The sequence below is a fragment of the Pseudomonas protegens genome, from assembly GCF_003732485.1.
Lineage (GTDB): Bacteria > Pseudomonadota > Gammaproteobacteria > Pseudomonadales > Pseudomonadaceae > Aquipseudomonas > Aquipseudomonas protegens_B.
Genome location: NZ_MOAK01000034.1, coordinates 42,546 through 61,548, shown reverse-complemented (window position 1 = coordinate 61,548; position 19,003 = coordinate 42,546). Strand labels below are relative to the sequence as shown.

Annotated in this window: 13 protein-coding genes; 7 read left to right on the top strand and 6 right to left on the bottom strand. The window is 62.6% G+C overall.

What is annotated here, in order from left to right; genetic code table 11:
* Nucleotides 1-235: 235 nt before the first annotated feature.
* Nucleotides 236-1,318, top strand: coding sequence for a bifunctional transcriptional activator/DNA repair enzyme AdaA (locus BLX41_RS05840; RefSeq protein ID WP_123724134.1), 1,083 nt, complete (start codon nucleotides 236-238; stop codon nucleotides 1,316-1,318).
* Here BLX41_RS05840 and BLX41_RS05835 read toward each other — a convergent pair.
* Both BLX41_RS05835 and BLX41_RS05830 read right to left on the bottom strand, forming a co-directional pair.
* Entirely contained in the window at nucleotides 1,312-2,739 is a 1,428-nt protein-coding gene (locus BLX41_RS05835) for an MFS transporter (protein WP_123724133.1), read from the bottom strand. The two genes, BLX41_RS05840 and BLX41_RS05835, sit on opposite strands and share 7 nt — an antisense overlap.
* A 155-nt stretch (nucleotides 2,740-2,894) precedes the next feature.
* Entirely contained in the window at nucleotides 2,895-3,794 is a 900-nt protein-coding gene (locus tag BLX41_RS05830) for a LysR family transcriptional regulator (RefSeq protein ID WP_123724132.1), read from the bottom strand.
* Nucleotides 3,795-3,903: 109 nt separating this feature from the next.
* Between BLX41_RS05830 and BLX41_RS05825 the strand changes: the two genes are divergently transcribed.
* Together BLX41_RS05825 and BLX41_RS05820 are read left to right on the top strand one after the other, a co-directional pair.
* Nucleotides 3,904-5,625, top strand: coding sequence for an acyl-CoA dehydrogenase family protein (locus tag BLX41_RS05825; RefSeq protein ID WP_123724131.1), 1,722 nt, complete (start codon nucleotides 3,904-3,906; stop codon nucleotides 5,623-5,625).
* Between the two features lie 34 nt (nucleotides 5,626-5,659).
* Nucleotides 5,660-6,847 carry a CaiB/BaiF CoA transferase family protein gene (locus BLX41_RS05820; RefSeq protein ID WP_123724130.1) on the top strand — a complete coding sequence of 396 codons (1,188 nt, stop codon included), beginning with the start codon at nucleotides 5,660-5,662 and terminating at the stop codon, nucleotides 6,845-6,847.
* Between the two features lie 9 nt (nucleotides 6,848-6,856).
* Here the strand turns inward: BLX41_RS05820 and BLX41_RS05815 are convergent, their stop codons facing one another.
* From BLX41_RS05815 to glnA, 3 genes are all read right to left on the bottom strand, one after another.
* The gene (locus BLX41_RS05815; protein WP_185073408.1) at nucleotides 6,857-7,204 is read right to left on the bottom strand and encodes a hypothetical protein; all 348 of its coding nucleotides are present in this window, start codon (nucleotides 7,202-7,204) and stop codon (nucleotides 6,857-6,859) included.
* 78 nt (nucleotides 7,205-7,282) lie between these two features.
* Nucleotides 7,283-7,837 carry a chorismate mutase gene (locus tag BLX41_RS05810; protein WP_123724129.1) on the bottom strand — a complete coding sequence of 185 codons (555 nt, stop codon included), beginning with the start codon at nucleotides 7,835-7,837 and terminating at the stop codon, nucleotides 7,283-7,285.
* A gap of 136 nt (nucleotides 7,838-7,973) precedes the next feature.
* Complete coding sequence (gene glnA / locus BLX41_RS05805; RefSeq protein ID WP_016965623.1) at nucleotides 7,974-9,380, bottom strand: glutamate--ammonia ligase; 1,407 nt, start codon at nucleotides 9,378-9,380, stop codon at nucleotides 7,974-7,976.
* A gap of 332 nt (nucleotides 9,381-9,712) precedes the next feature.
* On the opposite strand from glnA, the gene thiI reads away from it, so the two are divergent.
* Entirely contained in the window at nucleotides 9,713-11,167 is a 1,455-nt protein-coding gene (thiI, locus tag BLX41_RS05795) for a tRNA uracil 4-sulfurtransferase ThiI (RefSeq protein ID WP_123724128.1), read from the top strand.
* 139 nt (nucleotides 11,168-11,306) lie between these two features.
* Nucleotides 11,307-13,127 (top strand): translational GTPase TypA, encoded by a 1,821-nt coding sequence (typA, locus tag BLX41_RS05790; protein WP_041751915.1) that lies wholly within the window; start codon nucleotides 11,307-11,309, stop codon nucleotides 13,125-13,127.
* A 106-nt stretch (nucleotides 13,128-13,233) separates the two neighbouring features.
* On the opposite strand, the gene BLX41_RS05785 is transcribed toward typA, so the two are convergent.
* Nucleotides 13,234-13,677 (bottom strand): YkgJ family cysteine cluster protein, encoded by a 444-nt coding sequence (locus BLX41_RS05785; RefSeq protein ID WP_170002055.1) that lies wholly within the window; start codon nucleotides 13,675-13,677, stop codon nucleotides 13,234-13,236.
* A gap of 265 nt (nucleotides 13,678-13,942) precedes the next feature.
* Here BLX41_RS05785 and BLX41_RS05780 point away from each other — a divergent pair, with 265 nt between their 5' ends.
* Nucleotides 13,943-16,393 (top strand): glycogen/starch/alpha-glucan phosphorylase, encoded by a 2,451-nt coding sequence (locus BLX41_RS05780; RefSeq protein ID WP_123724127.1) that lies wholly within the window; start codon nucleotides 13,943-13,945, stop codon nucleotides 16,391-16,393.
* Between the two features lie 183 nt (nucleotides 16,394-16,576).
* Nucleotides 16,577-19,003 (top strand): DUF2339 domain-containing protein (locus BLX41_RS05775; RefSeq protein WP_259744463.1); only part of this gene is annotated, 2,427 nt, incomplete at its 3' end.

Here is a 19,003-nt window from a genome sequence, read left to right as displayed (position 1 = left end):
GCCGTTTGAAGCTCGATTGCGTGGCGCTTTGCCAGCCCTGGCGGGTATTTTCGAACCAAAATGGGCTGTGAATGGTCTCCGGGCGTAACTCGTTGCACCAATATAGTGCATGAATCTGCATGGCGCTTGCGCAGTGCTCGACGGTGTGGGAATCAACGCCCGTTTTTCAGCGGCCGCTGTCGGGGAGCGGGTTTAAAGTGCTCGAACCCAATGCTTCAAGGTTTAGGATGCGGCTATGGAAAACGCCCCTCTGCTGTTCCAGCTCCCCGATGACGACACCCTGTACCAGGCCCTTCTGGATCGTGACCCGGCCTATGAAGGCTTTGCCTTTGTCGGAGTGAAAAGTACCGGTGTGTTCTGTCGCCTGACCTGCGCCGCACGCAAGCCCAAGCGCGAGAACACGGTGTTCTTCAGCTCCATCAAGGGCTGCGTCGAAGCGGGATTCCGCGCCTGCTTGCGTTGTCGTCCCCTGGAGCGGGCCGGGGTGCAGGAACCCTGGGTGCAAACCCTGCTGGATCAGTTGCAAAGCGATCCCGAACGCCGCTGGTACGAAGACGACCTGAGCCGCCAGGGGCTGGACCCGTCCACGGTGCGGCGCGCGTTCAAGCGCTACTTTGGGGTGACCTTCCTGGAAATGGCCCGCCTGCGACGCATGGGCCAAGGCATGCAGCAGCTGTCCTGTGGCGAGTCGGTGATCGATGCGCAGATCAGCGCCGGCTTTGATTCCGATAGTGGCTTTCGCCGAGCCTTTGCCCGCCTGGCCGGCCAGCCACCGTCGAACCTGCGGGGGCGCGAGCTGCTCAAGGTGGACTGGCTGCAGACCCCCATCGGCGTGATGCTGGCGGTGGCCGACGCCCAGGTCCTGCATCTGCTGGAGTTTTTCGATCGTCCGGCCCTGGCCAATGAACTGCAAAACCTGCAAAAGAGCAGCGGCTCCAGCATAGGCTTCGGACGTTTCGCCCCCATCGATCAAATCGAGGCCGAGCTGCAGCGTTACTTCGCCGGAGAGCCCGACGGTTTCCACACCCCCCTGGCGATGAACGCCTCGCCCTTTACCCGAACGGTGTGGCAGGCCTTGCGCGCCATCCCTCTGGGCAGCACCTGCAGTTATGCCGAAGTGGCGAGCCGGATCGGCTCGCCGTCAGCGGTGCGTGCCGTGGCCCGGGCCAACGGCGCCAATCAGATCTCCATCGTCATCGCCTGCCACCGAGTCATTGGTAGCGATGGCGCGCTGACCGGCTACGGCGGCGGGCTGTGGCGCAAACGCTGGCTGCTGGAGCACGAGCGCCGCATGGCAAGCCCTGGGGCGATTCAGTGAGCGGGCTGTAAAGGCTTGCCTGAAGGACCCGGGCTGGTTTGCTCCAGGTTATCCACAGGCCGCTGCGGCGGGTTTTGATTCTCTGTCTGTCGCGCCAGTTCATCGGCATCCGCCTGCTCCGCTGTGGACAACTCGGCAGCGTTGTGGCCGATGCGCTTGAGCAGTGCCAGCATGCACAGCAGCGAAACCAGGGTGTAGCAGGCCGAGGCGATGGCCACGCCGACGATGCTGCCGGTGCCGTTGAGGATGCTCTGGGCCAGCACCGGGGTGGCGCCCCCCACCAGCAGCGAGCACAGCTGATAGGAAATCGACAGCCCGCTGTAGCGCACCCGGGTCGGAAAGGCCCGGGCCAGGATGCCGCCCACCGCGCCATAGAACATCGAATGGGGCACGGTGGCCAGGCACATGCCGAGCGCGGCGATCCAGTAGCTGCCGGTTTCCACGGCGAAGAACATCGCCGGCATCAGCACCAGTTCCGGTACCACCATCAACACCATGGCCTTGCGCATGTCGATGCGTGAAACCAGCACCGCCCCCAGGGGTTGGGTGATGAACTGCACCACCAGGGCCATGACGATCACGCTGAGAAAACTGCTCTGGGTGTAGCCCAGTTCCTTGGTGGCCCAGGACAGGGCGAAGGTGCTCTTGAAGTAGGTGACGTGGATGATCGGCAGCACCCCGGCGCCCAGCAGCACCAGCCGCCAGTGGCTGCGCAGCACTTCGAGAATCGGCAGCTTGACGGTCTTCTTCTGCGCGATCAGGCGTTTCATGTCATCGGACTCTTCGAGCTTGAGGCGAATGATCATGCCGACGATCACCAGCAGCGCCGAGAGCAGAAACGGGATGCGCCAGCCCCAGAGCAGGAAGTCCGGTGCGGGCAGGGCGCTGAGGCCGAAAAACACCAGGGTCGCCAGCAGGTTGCCGGCCGGTGAGCCCTGTTGGGCAAAGGCGGCATAGAGAATGCCCTTGCCCTTGGGCGCGCTCTCGCTGGCGATCAGGATCGCCCCGCCCCATTCGCCGCCCACCGCGATGCCCTGGATGATGCGCAGGGCCACCAGGGCAATCGGCGCCCAGATGCCGATCTGCAGGTAGCTGGGCAGCAGGCCGATGCAGGTGGTGGCCACGCCCATCATGATCAGGGTGATCACCAGGGTGGTCTTGCGGCCGATCTTGTCGCCCATGTGGCCGAAGATGATGCCGCCGATGGGGCGCGCGACAAAGCCGGCCCACAGGGTCAGGAAGGACAGCAGGGTAGCGGTGCCCGGGGGCAGGTCGGCGGGGAAGAAGACTTTGCCGAACACCAGGGCGGCGGCGATTCCATAGGCGTAGAAGTCATACCACTCGATGGTGGTGCCGATGAACGAGGCGATGCCCGCCTTGCGGGCTTTCTTGTGGGCAGCAGCTTCCAGGGCGGCGGTCATGTGCAACTCCTGCTTGTTATTGTTATGGGCACCCGCGCAGGGCACGTGGGCTTCATGCAAGGCCCGACCGCTGGGAGCCTATACAGGCAGGAATCGAAAAATATAATGATTAAATCTTATGGTTTGATACGTGATTTCGTATCGCCGCGTGGCGCTTACACCCCTGTGATTGCTGGTTGCAGCAAGTCCCGGAACCTGGCGAGGAAGCTGTCGGCTGCGGCCGAAGGCTTGTCCGCCAGATGGATCGCCAGGATCTCTGAAGGCGCGCCCTTGCCTTCGATCTCGCAGTAACTCACCCCCGGCTGGCCGAGCAGGGCCAGGGTCTGGGGCACCAGCGCCACTCCCATTTCATGGGCCACCATCGCCACCACGGTTTGCCAGAGCCGAGTCTCGTGACGGATGCGCGGGCTGAATCCGGCGGCCACGCAGCGGGCGATGATCAGGTCGTGGTAGTGGGGCGAGACCTCCCGTGGAAACAGGATGAAATCATCATGGGCCAATTGCCCCAGGTCGACTCGCGCCTGTCGGGCCAGCCGGTGGCCCTGGGGCAGGCAGCAGAGAAAGGGTTCGGCCAGCAGTGTCTCGCTGTGGATACCGGCGGCGAAGGTGCCCCCGTGGACGAAACCGATATCGATCTGGCCCCGCTGCAGGGCCTGGGCCTGAGCGGCGCTGTTCATTTCCATCAGCACGATCTCGGTGTCCGGATGATCGCGCTCGAAGGCCTTGACCGTCTGGGGCAGGCCGCGGTGCAGGATCGAGTTGACGAAACCCACACTCAGGCGCCCGGCAAAGCCTTCGGCCGAGCGCTGGGTCAGGCGTCGTGCCTGGTCGGCCCGCAGCAGCAGATAGCGCGCCTCGCCCAGCAGCACCTGACCGGCGTTGGTCAGGCTCACGGACTTGTTGTTGCGGTTGAGCAACTGGAGATCCAGTTGCCCTTCAAGCTTCTTGATATCGAAACTCAGCGCCGGTTGTGAAATGCACAGGCGCGCTGCGGCCCGCCCGAAGTGCAGTTCCTCGGCCACGGCGACGAAGTAGCGCAGCTGTTTGAGGTCCATGTGATCCTGCCTCTACGATCTGGATTACTTATCGTAGTTGATCAATTTTGTATTAGATACTTATCGATGGCGGCTCTAGTCTCGGCCTACAAAAATCAGGAGACGCGCCATGACCGCCGAGCCCCGCCCTATTGAAGACAGCCTGAACATCCCCGATAGCCGTGGTATCAACCTGTTTGAATGCGACGCCGGTCTGGGCGCATTGCTCAAGGTCTACCTGCCGCCGGAGGTCTACCAGCAGTGGCTGCCGAGCTTGCAGCGCCTGGGTGCCCGGGCCGGTGGCGAGCTGGATGTATTGGCCCTGTCCGCCGACAAGCACCCGCCCGTGTTGCAGCCCCGCACCCGCCGTGGCGAGAACCTGCAAAGCATTGCCAAGCACCCGGACTATGTTGCCCTGGAGCGGGTGGCCTACGCCGAGCTGGGCCTGGCCTCCATGAGCCATCGCCCTGACGGGCCTCTGCCGCTGGTCAAGTACGCCCTGACCTATCTGTTCGTCCAGGCGGAATTCGGCCTGTGCTGCCCGGTGAGCATGACCGACTCCCTGGCCCGTACCCTGCGCAAGTTCGGCGCGCCTGAGCTGGTGCAGCGTTATCTGCCGCAGCTGCAGTCCCAGGATTTCGACGAGCTGTTCCAGGGGGCGATGTTCATGACCGAGCAGGCCGCCGGCTCCGACGTCTCGCGCACCGAAACCCGCGCCCGGCTGGAAGACGGCCAATGGCGGCTGTACGGCGAGAAATGGTTCTGCTCCAACCCGGATGCCGACTTGGCCATGGTCCTGGCGCGCCCGGAACAGGCGCCTGCGGGCATGGCCGGGGTCACCCTGTTCCTGTTGCCGAAAGTCCTGGCCGACGGTTCGCCCAACCACTATCGGATCCAGCGCCTGAAGGACAAGCTGGGCAGTCGCTCCATGGCCAGTGGCGAGATCACCTTGGAAGGCGCCAGTGCCTACCTGATCGGCGAGGTCGGCCGTGGCTTCCAGCAGATGGCCGACATGGTCAACATGTCGCGGCTGTCCAACGGCGTGCGGGCGGCGGGGCTGATGCGCCGCGGGGTCAACGAAGCGCTGTTCATCGCCCGTCAGCGCCGGGCCTTCGGCAAGTACCTGATCGAGATGCCGCTGATGCAGCGTCAGTTGCTGAAGATGATGCTGCCCACCGAGCAGGCACGTTCGATGTTCATGCAGATCGCCAGCCTGCTGCCCCGGGCCGATGGCGGTGACGAGGCGGCGCGTAAATGTGTGCGGATTCTGACGCCGCTGATCAAGTTCCGCGCCTGCCGCGATGCTCGGCGGGTCACTGGTGATGCCATGGAGGTGCGAGGTGGGGTCGGCTATATCGAGGAGTGGAGCGATGCCCGTTTGGTGCGCGACGCCCATCTGGGTTCGATCTGGGAGGGCACCAGCAACATCGTCGCCCTGGACATTGCCCGGGCGGTGACCCGTGAGCAGGCGCTGGAACCCTTGCAGGGTTATCTGGCGGCACTGCTGGCCGAGGCCGATCTGCCGGACGCCAGCCGCAGGCTGTTCGATTCGGCCCTGCTGCGCACGGTCACTTGCTTCAGTGAGGTGGCGCAACAACGGCGGGATGAGCAGGTGCGTCAGTTCGGCAGCGTTCTGTATCACCTGACCAGCGCGATCTTCATGGCCTGGGAGGCCGTGCGTCAGGCTCCGGACTATCGACGCCTGGCCCTGGCTCATCTGGTGCTGGCGCACAAGGTGCTGCCACGGGACCCCTTGAGCCTGGAACCGGCTATCGATACCGAGTTGCTGGCGCGCCTGGCCAATGAGAGCCCGCTGTCGCAAGCCGAGGCCATGCAGCTGCTGCCGGCCTGATTGGCCGTCCCTTCCCGATTTGCGGAGTACCTAGATGAAGCTTGCCCAAGGGGCCCTGGCGGGCCTGAAAGTCATCGATCTGAGCCGCGTGCTGGGCGGTCCCTACTGTACCCAGGCCCTGGCCGACCATGGCGCCGAAGTCATCAAGCTGGAGCCTTTGAGTGGCGATGAGACCCGGGGTTGGGGGCCGCCGTTCGAAGGTGACGACGCCTCGTACTTTCGCGGCATCAACCGTAACAAGCAGGGGATTGCCGTCGACCTGTCGCGCCCCGAGGGGCTGGCCCTGCTGATGCAATTGCTGGAAGGCGCCGACGTGCTGGTGGAGAACTTCAAGCCCGGCACCCTGCAACGCTGGGGCATCGGTTTTCAGGAAGTGCTGAGCCCGCGTTTCCCGGGGTTGATCCATTGCGCGATCTCCGGCTTTGGCGCCGATGGTCCCTTGGGCGGCTTGCCCGGCTATGACGCGGTGATCCAGGCCATGGCCGGCTTGATGAGTGTCAACGGCGAAGGCGAGGGCGGGCCATTGCGCATCGGCCTGCCGATCGTCGATATGGTCACCGGGCTCAATGCCCTGGCGGGGATTCTCCTGGCCCTCAACGAGCGCCAGCGCAGCGGCCTTGGGCAGTCCCTGGATATTTCCCTGTATGACTGCGGCGTCTCCCTGCTGCATCCCCATCTGCCGAACTACTTCGCCTCCGGCAAGACCCCGAAGCGCACTGGAAATGCCCATCCCAACATCGCCCCTTACGACAGCTATCGCACCGCCGGCGAACCGATCTTCCTCGCGGTTGGCAATGATCGACAGTTCGCCAGGCTGTGCCGGGAACTGGGGGCCAGCGAGTTGCTGGAAGACCCGCGATTTGCCGATAACGGCCAGCGCTCGGTCAATCGCCAAGCCTTGAAGCAGGCTTTGGAGCGGCATCTGGCGGCCCACGATGGGGCGTCGCTGGCGCCGCAGCTGATTGGCCTGGGAGTGCCTTGCGGTTCGATTGCCACGGTGGATCAGGTGGTGGCTCATCCCCACACCCGGCATCGCGGTCTGCTGGTGGAGATGGGGGATTATCGGGGGGTGGGTTCACCGGTGAAGCTTTCGCGCACGCCGGCCAGTTATCGCAGCGCCCCGCCGACCCTGGGCCAGGACACCCGTGCGGTGCTGCAGGGGCTGGGGCTGGATGAGCCGACTATTGCCAAGCTGCTGGCCAGCGGGGTGGTACGCGGTTGAGGTTTGCGCTCAACGCCGATGGGCTCGCAGCAGGCTGAAGGTGACACTCGGGCTCTGCTGCAGCACTCGCGCGCCGTCGAGGATCTGCACCGCCAGGCGATGTTGGCCACGGTCGATATTCACCAGCGGCAGCTCGGGGCCTCGGCTGGGGCTTCCATAAGGCTGGTCGTCCAGCAGCAGACGCAGGCGATGCTGCGGCTGCAAGTCCGGGGCTAGCGACACCTGCACATTGAAGCTGCCGTTGTTGGCCCGCAGCGCGCCGTGGTCCGGCACGCCCTGCAACTGCAGTTGTGTGTAAGGCTCTGCGCTGGCGGGCAGCGCCGTTATCCACAGCAGGCAAAAAACAGCGATGCGCATCACGGTGATTCCAGCCCATTACGGGTGTGCGGTTGAAAGGTTCAGCATAGGGCGGCGCAAGGCTGGGCGCGGGCGCGGTTAACCTTTGAACACACATAACTCAGCGGTGGCACGAACCATCGCCAGCTGTCGCAACGGGTCGCTGCTGGCGGCCTGATTGGCCTGGGCCAGCCATTGCGGGCATTGGCGATCACCACGATGGGGGCTGAAGTCGGCCAGTTGCTGCAGCAGGCGTTTTTGTAACTGATCAAGTTGTGGGCGGATCTGTCCGGCCAGGTCCTGGCGCGGGGTGTCCGGCGCACGGCCTTGCAGGTGCCAGCTGGACAGCCTGGCGTATTGCACCAGCTTGTTGGCTTCGATCTGGGCGGCGAAGAACTGCCCGACCGTTTCCTCACTCAGGTGATAGGTGGCGGCCTGGGCCGTGGCGCCGGCGATCACCTGCTGTTCCCGAGGACGGTCCTCGACAGCCTTGTGGCTGTCCCATTTGCTCAGGGCCACCTGATCGGCAATTGCCAGGCGTTCGCCGATGCTGCCCAGCAACGGGGCGAGAGCGGCGGGAGCTTCGGTGGCGCAGGCGGCTGTGGTGAGCAGGCTGCTGGTCAGGGCGAGGCACAGTTTGAGGCGCGAAGTCATGGATGGGTTCGACTGATAAGAGAAGGGCGGTGCCCATGATGCACGCAACCACCCCGGGCAGGGCAAATGCGCGGGCATAAAAAAGGCCTCCCGAAGGAGGCCTCTTGATCACGCGGCTTGCGCCGGCGCTACCGGATCAGCAGCTGTAGTACAGCTCGTATTCCAGTGGGTGTACGAAGGTACGGACCTTGATCTCTTCTTCGCTTTTCAGGGCGATGTAAGCGTCGATGAAGTCGTCGCTGAAAACGCCGCCTTTGGTCAGGAACGCACGACCTTTGTCCAGCTCTTCCAGGGCTTCCTTCAGGCTGCCGCAAACTTGTGGAATCTCTTTGGCCTCTTCAGGCGGCAGGTCATACAGGTTTTTGTCAGCAGCGTCGCCAGGGTGAATCTTGTTCTGGATACCGTCCAGGCCGGCCATCAGCAGAGCAGCGAAGGCCAGGTACGGGTTGGCAGCCGGGTCCGGGAAACGGGCTTCGATACGGCGGGCTTTAGGGCTCGACACGTAAGGAATACGGATCGAAGCGGAACGGTTGCGCGCCGAGTAGGCCAGCATGACCGGGGCTTCGAAGCCTGGAACCAGACGCTTGTAGGAGTTGGTTGCCGGGTTGGTGAAGCCGTTCAGAGCCTTACCGTGCTTGATGATGCCGCCGATGAAGTACAGAGCGGTATCGGACAGGCCGGCATAGCCTTCACCGGCGAAGGTGTTCTTGCCGTCTTTCCAGATCGACATGTGTACGTGCATGCCCGAGCCGTTGTCGCCGTACAGAGGCTTGGGCATGAAAGTGGCGGTGCGACCGTAGGCGTCGGCCACGTTGTGCACGACGTATTTCAGGGTCTGGGTTTCGTCGGCTTTCTTCACCAGGGTGTTGAACTTGACGCCGATTTCGTTCTGGCCGGCAGTCGCCACTTCGTGGTGGTGAACTTCAACGGTCAGGCCCATTTCTTCCAGTGCGTTGCACATGGAGGTACGGATTTCGTGGTCGTGGTCAAACGGTGGAACCGGGAAGTAGCCGCCCTTGACGCCTGGACGGTGACCCTTGTTGCCGCCTTCGATGTCCTGGTCGGACATCCAGGAACCTTGTTCGGAGTAGATCTTGAACATGGAGCCGGAGATGTCGGACTTGAATTTCACTTGGTCGAAGATGAAGAACTCTGGCTCTGGACCGGCGAATACGGTGTCGCCGATGCCGGTGGCTTTCAGGTGCTCTTCGGCGCGCTTGGCGATGGCGCGTGGGTCGCGGTCGTAACCTTGCATGCTCGAAGGTTCGATGATGTCGCAGACCAGAATCAGGGTCGGTTCTTCGGTGAACGGGTCCAGCACGGCGGTTTCGTCGTCCGGCATCAGGATCATGTCGGAGGCTTCGATGCCTTTCCAGCCAGCAATGGAGGAGCCGTCGAACATCTTGCCGGATTCGAAGAAGTCTTCATCCAGCGCATCACGAGCCGGCATGGTCACGTGATGTTGAGTGCCCTTGGTGTCAGTGAAGCGCAGATCAATCCATTTGACGTCATGATCTTTGATGAGTTGAACCGACTTCGACATAGTGTCCTCCGGGGTGGCTTCGGGCTTGGTGTTGGAGTGCCCTTAGAATGTGGGTGATGCCGGCGCGAATACTCTGCCATGGCAACCTGCCTCACAAGGGAGCAAATTGCATGCCAGTGCCCCGAGATGGGTTTTCTGCCCCAAAATCACGCTTTCTACGGCGGATTTGGCGTACTGCCGACATTTGGCGCACTGCAATGTAGCGTCTTCTTTGATAAATGACCCGTTTTGGTGCATCGAAAACCTTCTGCACATTAACTGGTTAAACCTTGAGCAATTTCCGCTATAATCCGCGCCCCCCTTTTTCGGCTGGCCCAGCGCGCGCTGTTTTCATGAAACTAATCGTTAAAGTTTTCCCGGAAATCACCATCAAGAGCCGCCCGGTACGGACGCGTTTCATCCGTCAGTTGGCCAAGAACATCCGTGCCGTGCTCCGCGATCTGGACCCGGCCGTGGTGGTCACTGGTGTGTGGGACAACCTCGAACTGGAAACCGCCCTCAGCGAGCCCAAGGCCCTGAAGGACCTGACCGAGCGCCTGAGCTGCATGCCCGGCATCGCGCATTTCCTGCAGGTCGACGAGTACCCTCTGGGCGACTTCGACGACATCGTCGCCAAGTGCAAGCAGCACTTTGGCGAGACCCTCTCGGGCAAGGTTTTCGCCGTGCGCTGCAAGCGCGCCGGCAAGCATGAATTCAGCTCCATGGACGTGGAAAAGTACGTCGGCAGCCAACTGCGTCGGCAGTGCGGCGCCGCCGGCATTTCCCTGAAAGAGCCGGAAATCGAAGTGCGGATGGAAATTCGCGACCAACGGTTGTTCGTTATCCACAGCCAGCACAACGGTATCGGCGGCTACCCGCTGGGCGCCCTGGAACAGACCCTGGTGCTGATGTCCGGCGGTTTCGATTCCACCGTCGCGGCCTACCAGATCATGCGCCGCGGCCTGATGGGGCATTTCTGCTTCTTCAATCTGGGCGGACGTGCCCACGAGCTGGGCGTGATGGAAGTCGCGCACTATATATGGAAGAAGTACGGCAGCTCCCAGCGGGTGCTGTTCGTCAGCGTGCCGTTCGAGGAAGTGCTCGGGGAAATCCTCGGCAAAGTCGACAACAGTCATATGGGCGTCATTTTGAAGCGTATGATGTTGCGTGCCGCGTCGAGCATCGCCGACCGCCTGCACATCGACGCGCTGGTGACCGGCGAGGCGATTTCCCAGGTGTCCAGCCAGACCCTGCCGAACCTGTCGGTAATCGACTGCGTGACCGAGAAGCTGGTGCTGCGTCCACTGATCGCCAGCCACAAGCAGGACATCATCGACCTGGCCGTCGAAATCGGCACCGCCGACTTCGCCAAGCACATGCCGGAGTACTGCGGGGTCATCTCGGTGAACCCCAAGACCCATGCCAAGCGCCATCGCGTCGAGCATGAAGAGAAAGAATTCGATATGGCGGTGCTCGAGCGTGCGATCGAGCGGGCCAAACTGGTGCCGATCGATCGAGTGATCGACGAGTTGGGCCAGGATGTGCAGATTGAAGAAGTCAGTGAAGCGCTGGCCGGTCAGATCGTCATCGACATCCGTCACCCGGATGCCGAGGAAGATGACCCGCTGCAGCTGCCTGGCGTCGAAGTAAAAGCGCTGCCGTTCTATGCATTGAACGCCCGCTTCAAGGAACTGGACCCTACGCGCCAGTACCTGCTGTATTGCGACAAAGGCGTCATGAGTCGCCTGCATGCTCACCATCTGCTCAGTGAGGGACATGCCAATGTGCGCGTTTATAGACCGAGCTAAGTGCCCGGGGATGTTCGCCTGTGGCTTGCGTCACCGGCCCCCCGACGCCGCCGTCCAGCTGTAACGGCCAGGCCTGAATCTATTGTTAATCGCTGCCAGCATTTGTCAGCACACCGAATCCTCTGATCGAGATACACAAGTGATCGAAAATCTACGCAACATCGCCATCATTGCCCACGTTGACCATGGTAAGACCACCTTGGTAGACAAACTCCTGCGTCAATCCGGCACCCTGGAGCGCAACGAGCTCAACGACGAGCGCGTGATGGACTCCAACGACCAGGAAAAAGAGCGCGGCATTACCATTCTGGCGAAAAACACCGCCATCAACTGGAATGGCTACCACATCAACATCGTGGACACCCCGGGCCACGCCGACTTCGGCGGCGAAGTTGAGCGCGTAATGTCCATGGTCGACTCCGTGCTGCTGCTGGTTGACGCTCAAGACGGCCCTATGCCGCAAACCCGTTTCGTGACCAAGAAGGCTTTCGAAGCCGGCCTGCGTCCAATCGTGGTGATCAACAAGGTTGACCGTCCGGGCGCGCGTCCTGACTGGGTTCTGGACCAGATCTTCGACCTGTTCGACAACCTGGGCGCCACCGAAGAACAGCTGGACTTCAAAGTCGTCTACGCCTCGGCCCTGAACGGCATTGCCGGTCTGGACCACACCGAAATGGCTGAAGACATGACCCCGCTGTACCAGTCGATCGTCGACAACGTACCTGCGCCGGCTGTTGACCGTGACGGTCCGTTCCAGATGCAGATCTCCGCACTGGACTACAACAGCTTCCTGGGTGTGATCGGCGTTGGCCGTATCGCTCGTGGTCGCGTCAAGCCGAACACTCCAGTCGTGGCTATCGACGCCACTGGCAAGAAGCGTAACGGTCGTATCCTCAAGCTGATGGGTCACCACGGTCTGCACCGTGTGGACGTTGAAGAAGCGGCTGCAGGCGACATCGTGTGCATCAGCGGTATGGACTCGCTGTTCATCTCCGACACCCTGTGCCACCCGGACACCGTCGAGGCGATGAAGCCGCTGACCGTTGACGAGCCAACCGTTTCCATGACCTTCCAGGTCAACGACTCGCCATTCTGCGGTAAAGAAGGCAAGTTCGTGACCTCCCGTAACATCAAGGAACGTCTGGACAAAGAGCTGCTGTACAACGTTGCACTGCGCGTTGAAGAAGGCGACTCGGCCGACAAGTTCAAGGTTTCCGGCCGTGGTGAGCTGCACCTCTCGGTACTGATCGAAACCATGCGTCGTGAAGGCTTCGAAATGGCTGTAGGCCGTCCAGAAGTGATCATCCGTCTGGTTGACGGCGTGAAGCACGAACCGTTCGAAAACGTCACCATCGACCTGCCGGAAGAATCCCAGGGCAAGGTGATGGAAGAGATGGGCCTGCGTAAGGGCGACCTGACCAACATGGTGCCGGATGGCAAGGGCCGTGTACGTCTGGAATACAACATCCCTGCTCGCGGTCTGATCGGTTTCCGTAACCAGTTCCTGACCCTGACCAACGGTGCTGGCATCCTGACCTCGATCTTCGACCGTTACGACGTGATGAAGTCCGGCGACATGTCCGGCCGTCAGAACGGCGTTCTGGTTTCGGTTGAAACCGGCAAGGCGCTGACCTACTCCCTGGAAACCCTGCAGGCTCGTGGCAAGCTGTTCGTTGAACACGGCCAAGAGATCTACAACGGTCAAATCGTTGGCCTGAACAGCCGCGACAACGACCTGGGCGTCAACCCAACCAAAGGCAAGAAGCTCGACAACATGCGTGCTTCGGGTAAAGACGAAACCATCGCTCTGGTTCCACCTGTTCGCTTCACCCTGGAACAGGCTCTGGAATTCATCCAGGACGACGAGCTGTGCGAAGTGACTCCTAAGTCCATCCGTCTTCGCAAGAAGATCCTGGACGAAAGCGAGCGTACCCGCGCTGCCAAGAAAGCCAAGAACTGAGTCTTTAGTTCCGGCTGAATGAAAACGCCCCCGACCTTGCGGTCGGGGGCGTTTTTTTTGTGCCGGTTTTTTGTGCGCGGGGAGGGCTCCCGCTAGCCGATCGGGCTCAGAAGCGTTCCAGGGTCCGACTGCTGGTATTGGTCGGGCGCTCCTGGGGCTTGGGCTTGTAGGCGCAGTAACCCGGACGCGGGCCGATCTTCGGGTGGTTGCGGCAGGTGTCCGGGCGCTTGTCATAAATGGTGCACAGACGGCTCTTACGATCCAGATACAGGCAGTCGTTGTTGCTCATGCGCTGCAGGGTGAAGATTTCCGACTTCTGGTTGTAGCGCTCGACGATGCCTTCTTTCTGCAGGCGCTTGGCAATGTTCTTCGCCGGTTCGCCGCGCTCGAATTCGTCGACGATGCCAATGCGGATCAGGTCCTTGATCTTCACTTCCACCGGCAGGGTGCAGCAGCTGGACATGCAGGAACCGCACATGGGCGCGGTGTATTTGGCCCAGGTATCGAGACGGTCGATTTCCGCGGCGGCGATCAGGTTGGACTTCATCAAGGTGGTGGTTCCGGCATGTTCCAGGGCGCGCGATCATACCGGGACTGGTGGATTTTTGAACGACTTTAGGTCGGATTTTTCGTGTGTACTTGGCGATTAGTCCCTGGCGGCACGGCATCTGCATCTTTTTCCCCGCAGGCGCAGAAGACTCCCTCTTGAGTCGAGCCATTTGAAACAGCGCCGAACCAGAGCCTTCGCTCCGTGTCAGACCGACTAGGCTCAGACCATTCCATGCTCACTGTGTATCTCGTCAGAGGTCGTATCGATGACTCAGGAATCCCTTGTTCGCGACGCTGAGGTGGCCGCCTTTCGCGAAGCCGTCTTGACCAAACTCACCTACGCGGTAGGCAAAGACCCGGATCACGCTTTCGACCACGACTGGTTCGAGGCCATTGCCCTGGCTGCGCGGGACCATATGGTCGATCACTGGATGGATCACACGCGACAGATGTATCGCAAGGGGCAGAAGCGGGTGTACTACCTGTCCCTGGAGTTCCTGATCGGCCGCCTGCTGTTCGACAGCCTGAGCAATCTTGGCCTGCTGGACGTGGCCCGTGAGGCCCTCACCGATCTGGGGGTGGACCTGGAGCGCATCCGCCTGCTGGAGCCCGATGCAGCCCTGGGCAATGGCGGCCTGGGGCGCCTGGCGGCGTGTTTCATGGAAAGCATGTCGACCCTGGGTCTGGCCGGTCACGGCTACGGTATCCGTTACGAGCACGGCCTGTTCCGCCAGGCGATTGTCGACGGCTGGCAGCAGGAACAGACCGAACACTGGCTGGATTTCGGCAACCCCTGGGAGTTCGAACGCCCCGAGGTGATCTACTCCATCGGCTTTGGCGGCAGCGTCGACACCGTGACCGACGAGGCGGGCAACACTCGCCAGGTCTGGTGGCCGGCGGAAACCGTTAGGGCGGTGGCCTACGACACTCCGGTGGTGGGTTGGCGTGGGGCCAGCGTCAACACCCTGCGCCTGTGGCGGGCCCGGGCCATGGAGGATTTGCACCTGGAGCGTTTCAACGCCGGTGACCACCTGGGCGCCGTGGCAGAAGTGGCTCGGGCCGAGAGCATCTCCCGGGTGCTGTACCCGGCCGACAGCACCGAGGCGGGCCAGGAGCTGCGCCTGCGCCAGGAGTACTTTTTCGTCTCGGCGTCGTTGCAGGATTTGCTGCGGCGCCACAAGAACATGCACGACTCGGTGCTCAGCCTCGGCGAGCACGCGGCCATCCAGCTCAATGACACCCACCCGTCGATCGCTGTGGCCGAGCTGATGCGCCAATTGGTGGACCTGCACGGCATCGCCTGGGATGCGGCGTGGCAGATCACCGTGGAAACCCTGTCCTACACCAACCACACCCTGTTGCCCGAGGCCCTGGAAACCTGGCCGGTGGGCCTGATGGAACGCATGCTGCCGCGGCACATGCAGATCATCTATTTGATCAACGCCCAGCACATCGACTCCTTGCGGGCCAAGGGCCTGCATGATTTCGACGTGCTGCGGGCGGTGTCGCTGATCGAGGAGGACAACGGACGCCGGGTGCGCATGGGCAACCTGGCGTTCCTCGGCTCCCACAGCGTCAATGGTGTCTCCGGCCTGCATACCCAGTTGATGCGCAGCACGGTGTTCTCCGAGCTGCACAAGCTGTACCCCGAGCGAATCAACAACAAGACCAACGGCATCACTTTCCGCCGCTGGCTGTACCAGGCCAACCCGCAACTGACCGAGATGCTGGTGGACGCCCTGGGCCCCGAGTTGCTGGACAATCCCGAGGAGCTGCTCCTGGACCTTGAGCCTTTCGCCGAGAAACCGGCCTTTCGCAAGCAGTTCGCCGAACAGCGGCTGCACAGCAAGCGCGCCCTGGCGGCGATCATCCATGAGCGCCTGGGAATCGCGGTCAACCCGGCGGCGATGTTCGATGTGCAGGTCAAGCGCATTCACGAGTACAAGCGCCAATTGCTCAACCTGCTGCACACTGTGGCGCTGTATCAGGCGATCCGCGCCGAGCCGGAAACCGACTGGGTGCCCCGGGTGAAGATCTTTGCCGGCAAGGCGGCCGCCAGTTATCACCAGGCCAAGCTGATCATCAAGCTGACCAACGACATCGCCCGCACGGTGAACAACGACCCGACAGTGCGCGGCCTGCTCAAGGTGGTGTTCCTGCCCAACTACAACGTCAGCCTGGCGGAAAGCATCATTCCCGCCGCCGACCTGTCGGAGCAGATTTCCACCGCCGGGTTCGAGGCCTCGGGCACCAGCAACATGAAGTTCGGCCTCAACGGCGCGCTGACCATCGGCACTCTGGATGGCGCCAATGTCGAGATGTGCGAGCGGATCGGCGCCGAGCACATGTTCATCTTCGGTCTCAGTGCCCAGCAGGTGGAGGCGCGCAAGCGCAATGGCGAATTCAGCGCGGTGCCGGATATCGCCGCCTCCCATCGGCTCAACGATGTGCTGCAAGCGATTCGTGGCGGGGTGTTCTCTCCGGATGATCCGTCGCGCTACACCGGGTTGATCGACTCCCTGATCGACTACGACCGGTTCTTGGTCTGCGCCGATTTCGATGCCTACTGGAGCGCCCAGGCCCGGGTCGAGGAGCGTTGGCACGACTCCAGGGAATGGTGGCGCTCAGCGGTGCTCAACACTGCGCGCATGGGTTGGTTTTCTTCGGACCGGACCATCCGCGAGTACGCCACGCAGATCTGGAAGGCTCTGGAATGAGGCGTCCGAGAAAATTCTAGAACTGTGCACAAGGCCCAGCGTTTGTTGGGCCTTGCCGATATACTGGACGCCGCTTTTGCCTCCCGGGCGGTGTCTTCTGGCTTGTGTCCGGCTTCCAAGCGGGAGGGGCCGGCACCGGTTTGCCGGCCAGGGCGTCAATGGACTGCTTAGGGATATCGACACATGCAATGGATATTCATGCTGCTGGGAGGGGGACTGGGCTGGCTCGTTGACGAGTCCGTCAGCGATGCCCTGATTGGCGGATTCCTGGGCTTGGCCATCGGCCTGGCGATTCGTTTCGACGCCCTGAATCGACAGGTTCTCGACCAGCATCGTGAGCTGGAGCAGGCGAAGAAGGCCCTCGCCACCTTGGGCCAGCGCCTTGCCTTGCTGGAAAGCACCGGTGGTCCTGCTACCGAACCTGCCTCAGAACCCCGGGCCAGTGCCCCGCTTGCCGAGACAGGCATGAGCGTCGCGCCGGAACCGGAAGACCTTCCGGAATTCGTTCTCGACGAAGTAAAACCTGTCGAGCCGGCACTCGCTGCCCCCGAGCTGGTCTGGGAATTGCCCGCTGCGGTGCGCCCTGTCGCGGCAATGGAAGCCAGCCAGCCGGTGCCGGAGTCGGTCTGGCAACCCGGACCCCAGGTGGCGTCCCGGGAGCCGCAGCAGCCTGAGGCCCCTGTGGATCTGCAACCGAACCTGATCGAGCGCGCCATCAGCGGTGCGCGCACCTGGCTGTTTGGTGGCAACACCGTGCTGCGGGTCGGTGTGGTGCTGCTGTTCCTCGGTCTGGCCTTCCTCCTGCGCTACGCCACCGAAGGCATGGTGGTGCCCATCGAGCTGCGTTACGCCGGGGTCGCGGCCAGCTCCCTGGGCCTGCTGGGGCTGGGTTGGTGGCTGCGGCGACGCAACAGCAACTACGCGCTGATGCTGCAGGGCACCGGTATCGCCGTGCTCTACCTGACGGTGTTTGCAGCCATGCGCCTGCATCCGTTGCTCGACCCCTCAGCGGCCTTGGGCCTGCTGGTGGCCGTGACCGTGTTTTCGGCGATCCTGGCCATTACCCAGGACGCCCTGGTCCTGGCGGCCGCCGCCGCCCTGGGCGGTTTTGCTGCGCCGATCCTGACGTCCACTGGCGCCGGCAGCCATGTGGCGCTGTTCAGCTACTTCGCCCTGCTCAACGCCGGCATCCTCGCCATTGCCTGGTTCAAGGCCTGGCGCCTGCTCAACCTGATCGGTTTTGTCGGCACCTTCGGCATCGGCTTTGCCTGGGGCCTGCGTTCCTATACCCCGGAGCTGCTGTGGAGCACCGAGCCGTTCCTGATCCTGTTCTTCCTCATGTACCTGGCGATCGGCCTGCTGTTCACCCGGCGCAAACTGCTGGAAATGACCGATGCCCCGGTGGGCGCCGATCGTCAGGCGCTGCTGCACTGGTCTGCGCGCAAGGGCGACTACGTCGACGGCAGCATGCTCTTCGGCCCGCCCCTGGTGGGCTTCGGCCTGCAACTGGCGCTGGTCCAGCACCTGGAGTTTGCCGCCTCCTTCAGCGCTCTGGCCCTGGGCCTGATCTACATGGTTCTGGCCCGGCTGCTGATGGGCGGCCGCGCTCTGTTGCTGGGCGAAACCTGCCTGGCTCTGGGGGTGATCTTCGCCAGCCTGGCGATCCCTCTGGGCCTGGATGCACGCTGGACTTGCGCCGCCTGGGCGGTGGAAGGGGCGGGGATTTTCTGGCTTGGTCTGCGCCAGCAACGGCCGCTGGCCCGGGTGTTCGCCCTGCTGCTGCAACTGGGGTCGGCCCTGGCCTTCCTCAGTAAGCTGCAGCCTGGCGCTACCAGCCTGCTGGACGGCGCGCCTTTGGGCGCATTGCTGCTGGGCATCGCGCTGCTGTTCAGCTTCGACCAGTTGCGTCGGGCGCAGAAGACCCAGGTAGCGAGCTGGGAGCAGGGCATTGCGCCGATCCTGGCAGTGGCCGGGCTGGGCTTTCTGTATCTGCTGGCGCCACTGTTCCTGTTCACCCAGGGCACGGCTATCAGTTGGGCCCTGGCCGGGCTGGCGACATTGTTTGTCGGCTTGCGTCTGCAATCGCGGACCTTCCTGTTCACCGCCTTCGCCGTGCAGCTGTTGGGCGGGGCACTGTTCCTGATGCGCCTGCAAGGCGCGGACGGCGATGCCGGCGCGGTGTTCAGCGCCGGCTGGAGCGGACTGATGAGCGCTTCGCTGATCGGCCTGGCGCTGATCGGCGGCATGCTCCTGGCGGCCCGCAATGACATGGTGCGCAGTGATCCGCGGCTGCTGCGAGGCCTGTCCCTGGTGCTGCTGGCCGGGTTGATGATGATCAACCTGGCGGTGCTGTTCGTTCTGCCGTGGAGCACGGCCAGTGGTGTCTGGGCCGCCAGTGGCCTGCTGATCATCTGGCTCAGCCTGTATCTGCAGCAGCGGGCCAGCTTTGTCTTCGGCCTGGTGCTCCAGGTGATTGGCGGCAGTACTTTTCTGCTGGCCGGTTCGGGTTGGTATTTCGCGGCGGCGGACGCTGCGCGGCCTCTGGCCAATGGCGATTTCTGGACGCCGATGATCCTGGCCCTGGCGGCCCTGGTGGGCGCCTGGCGTCTG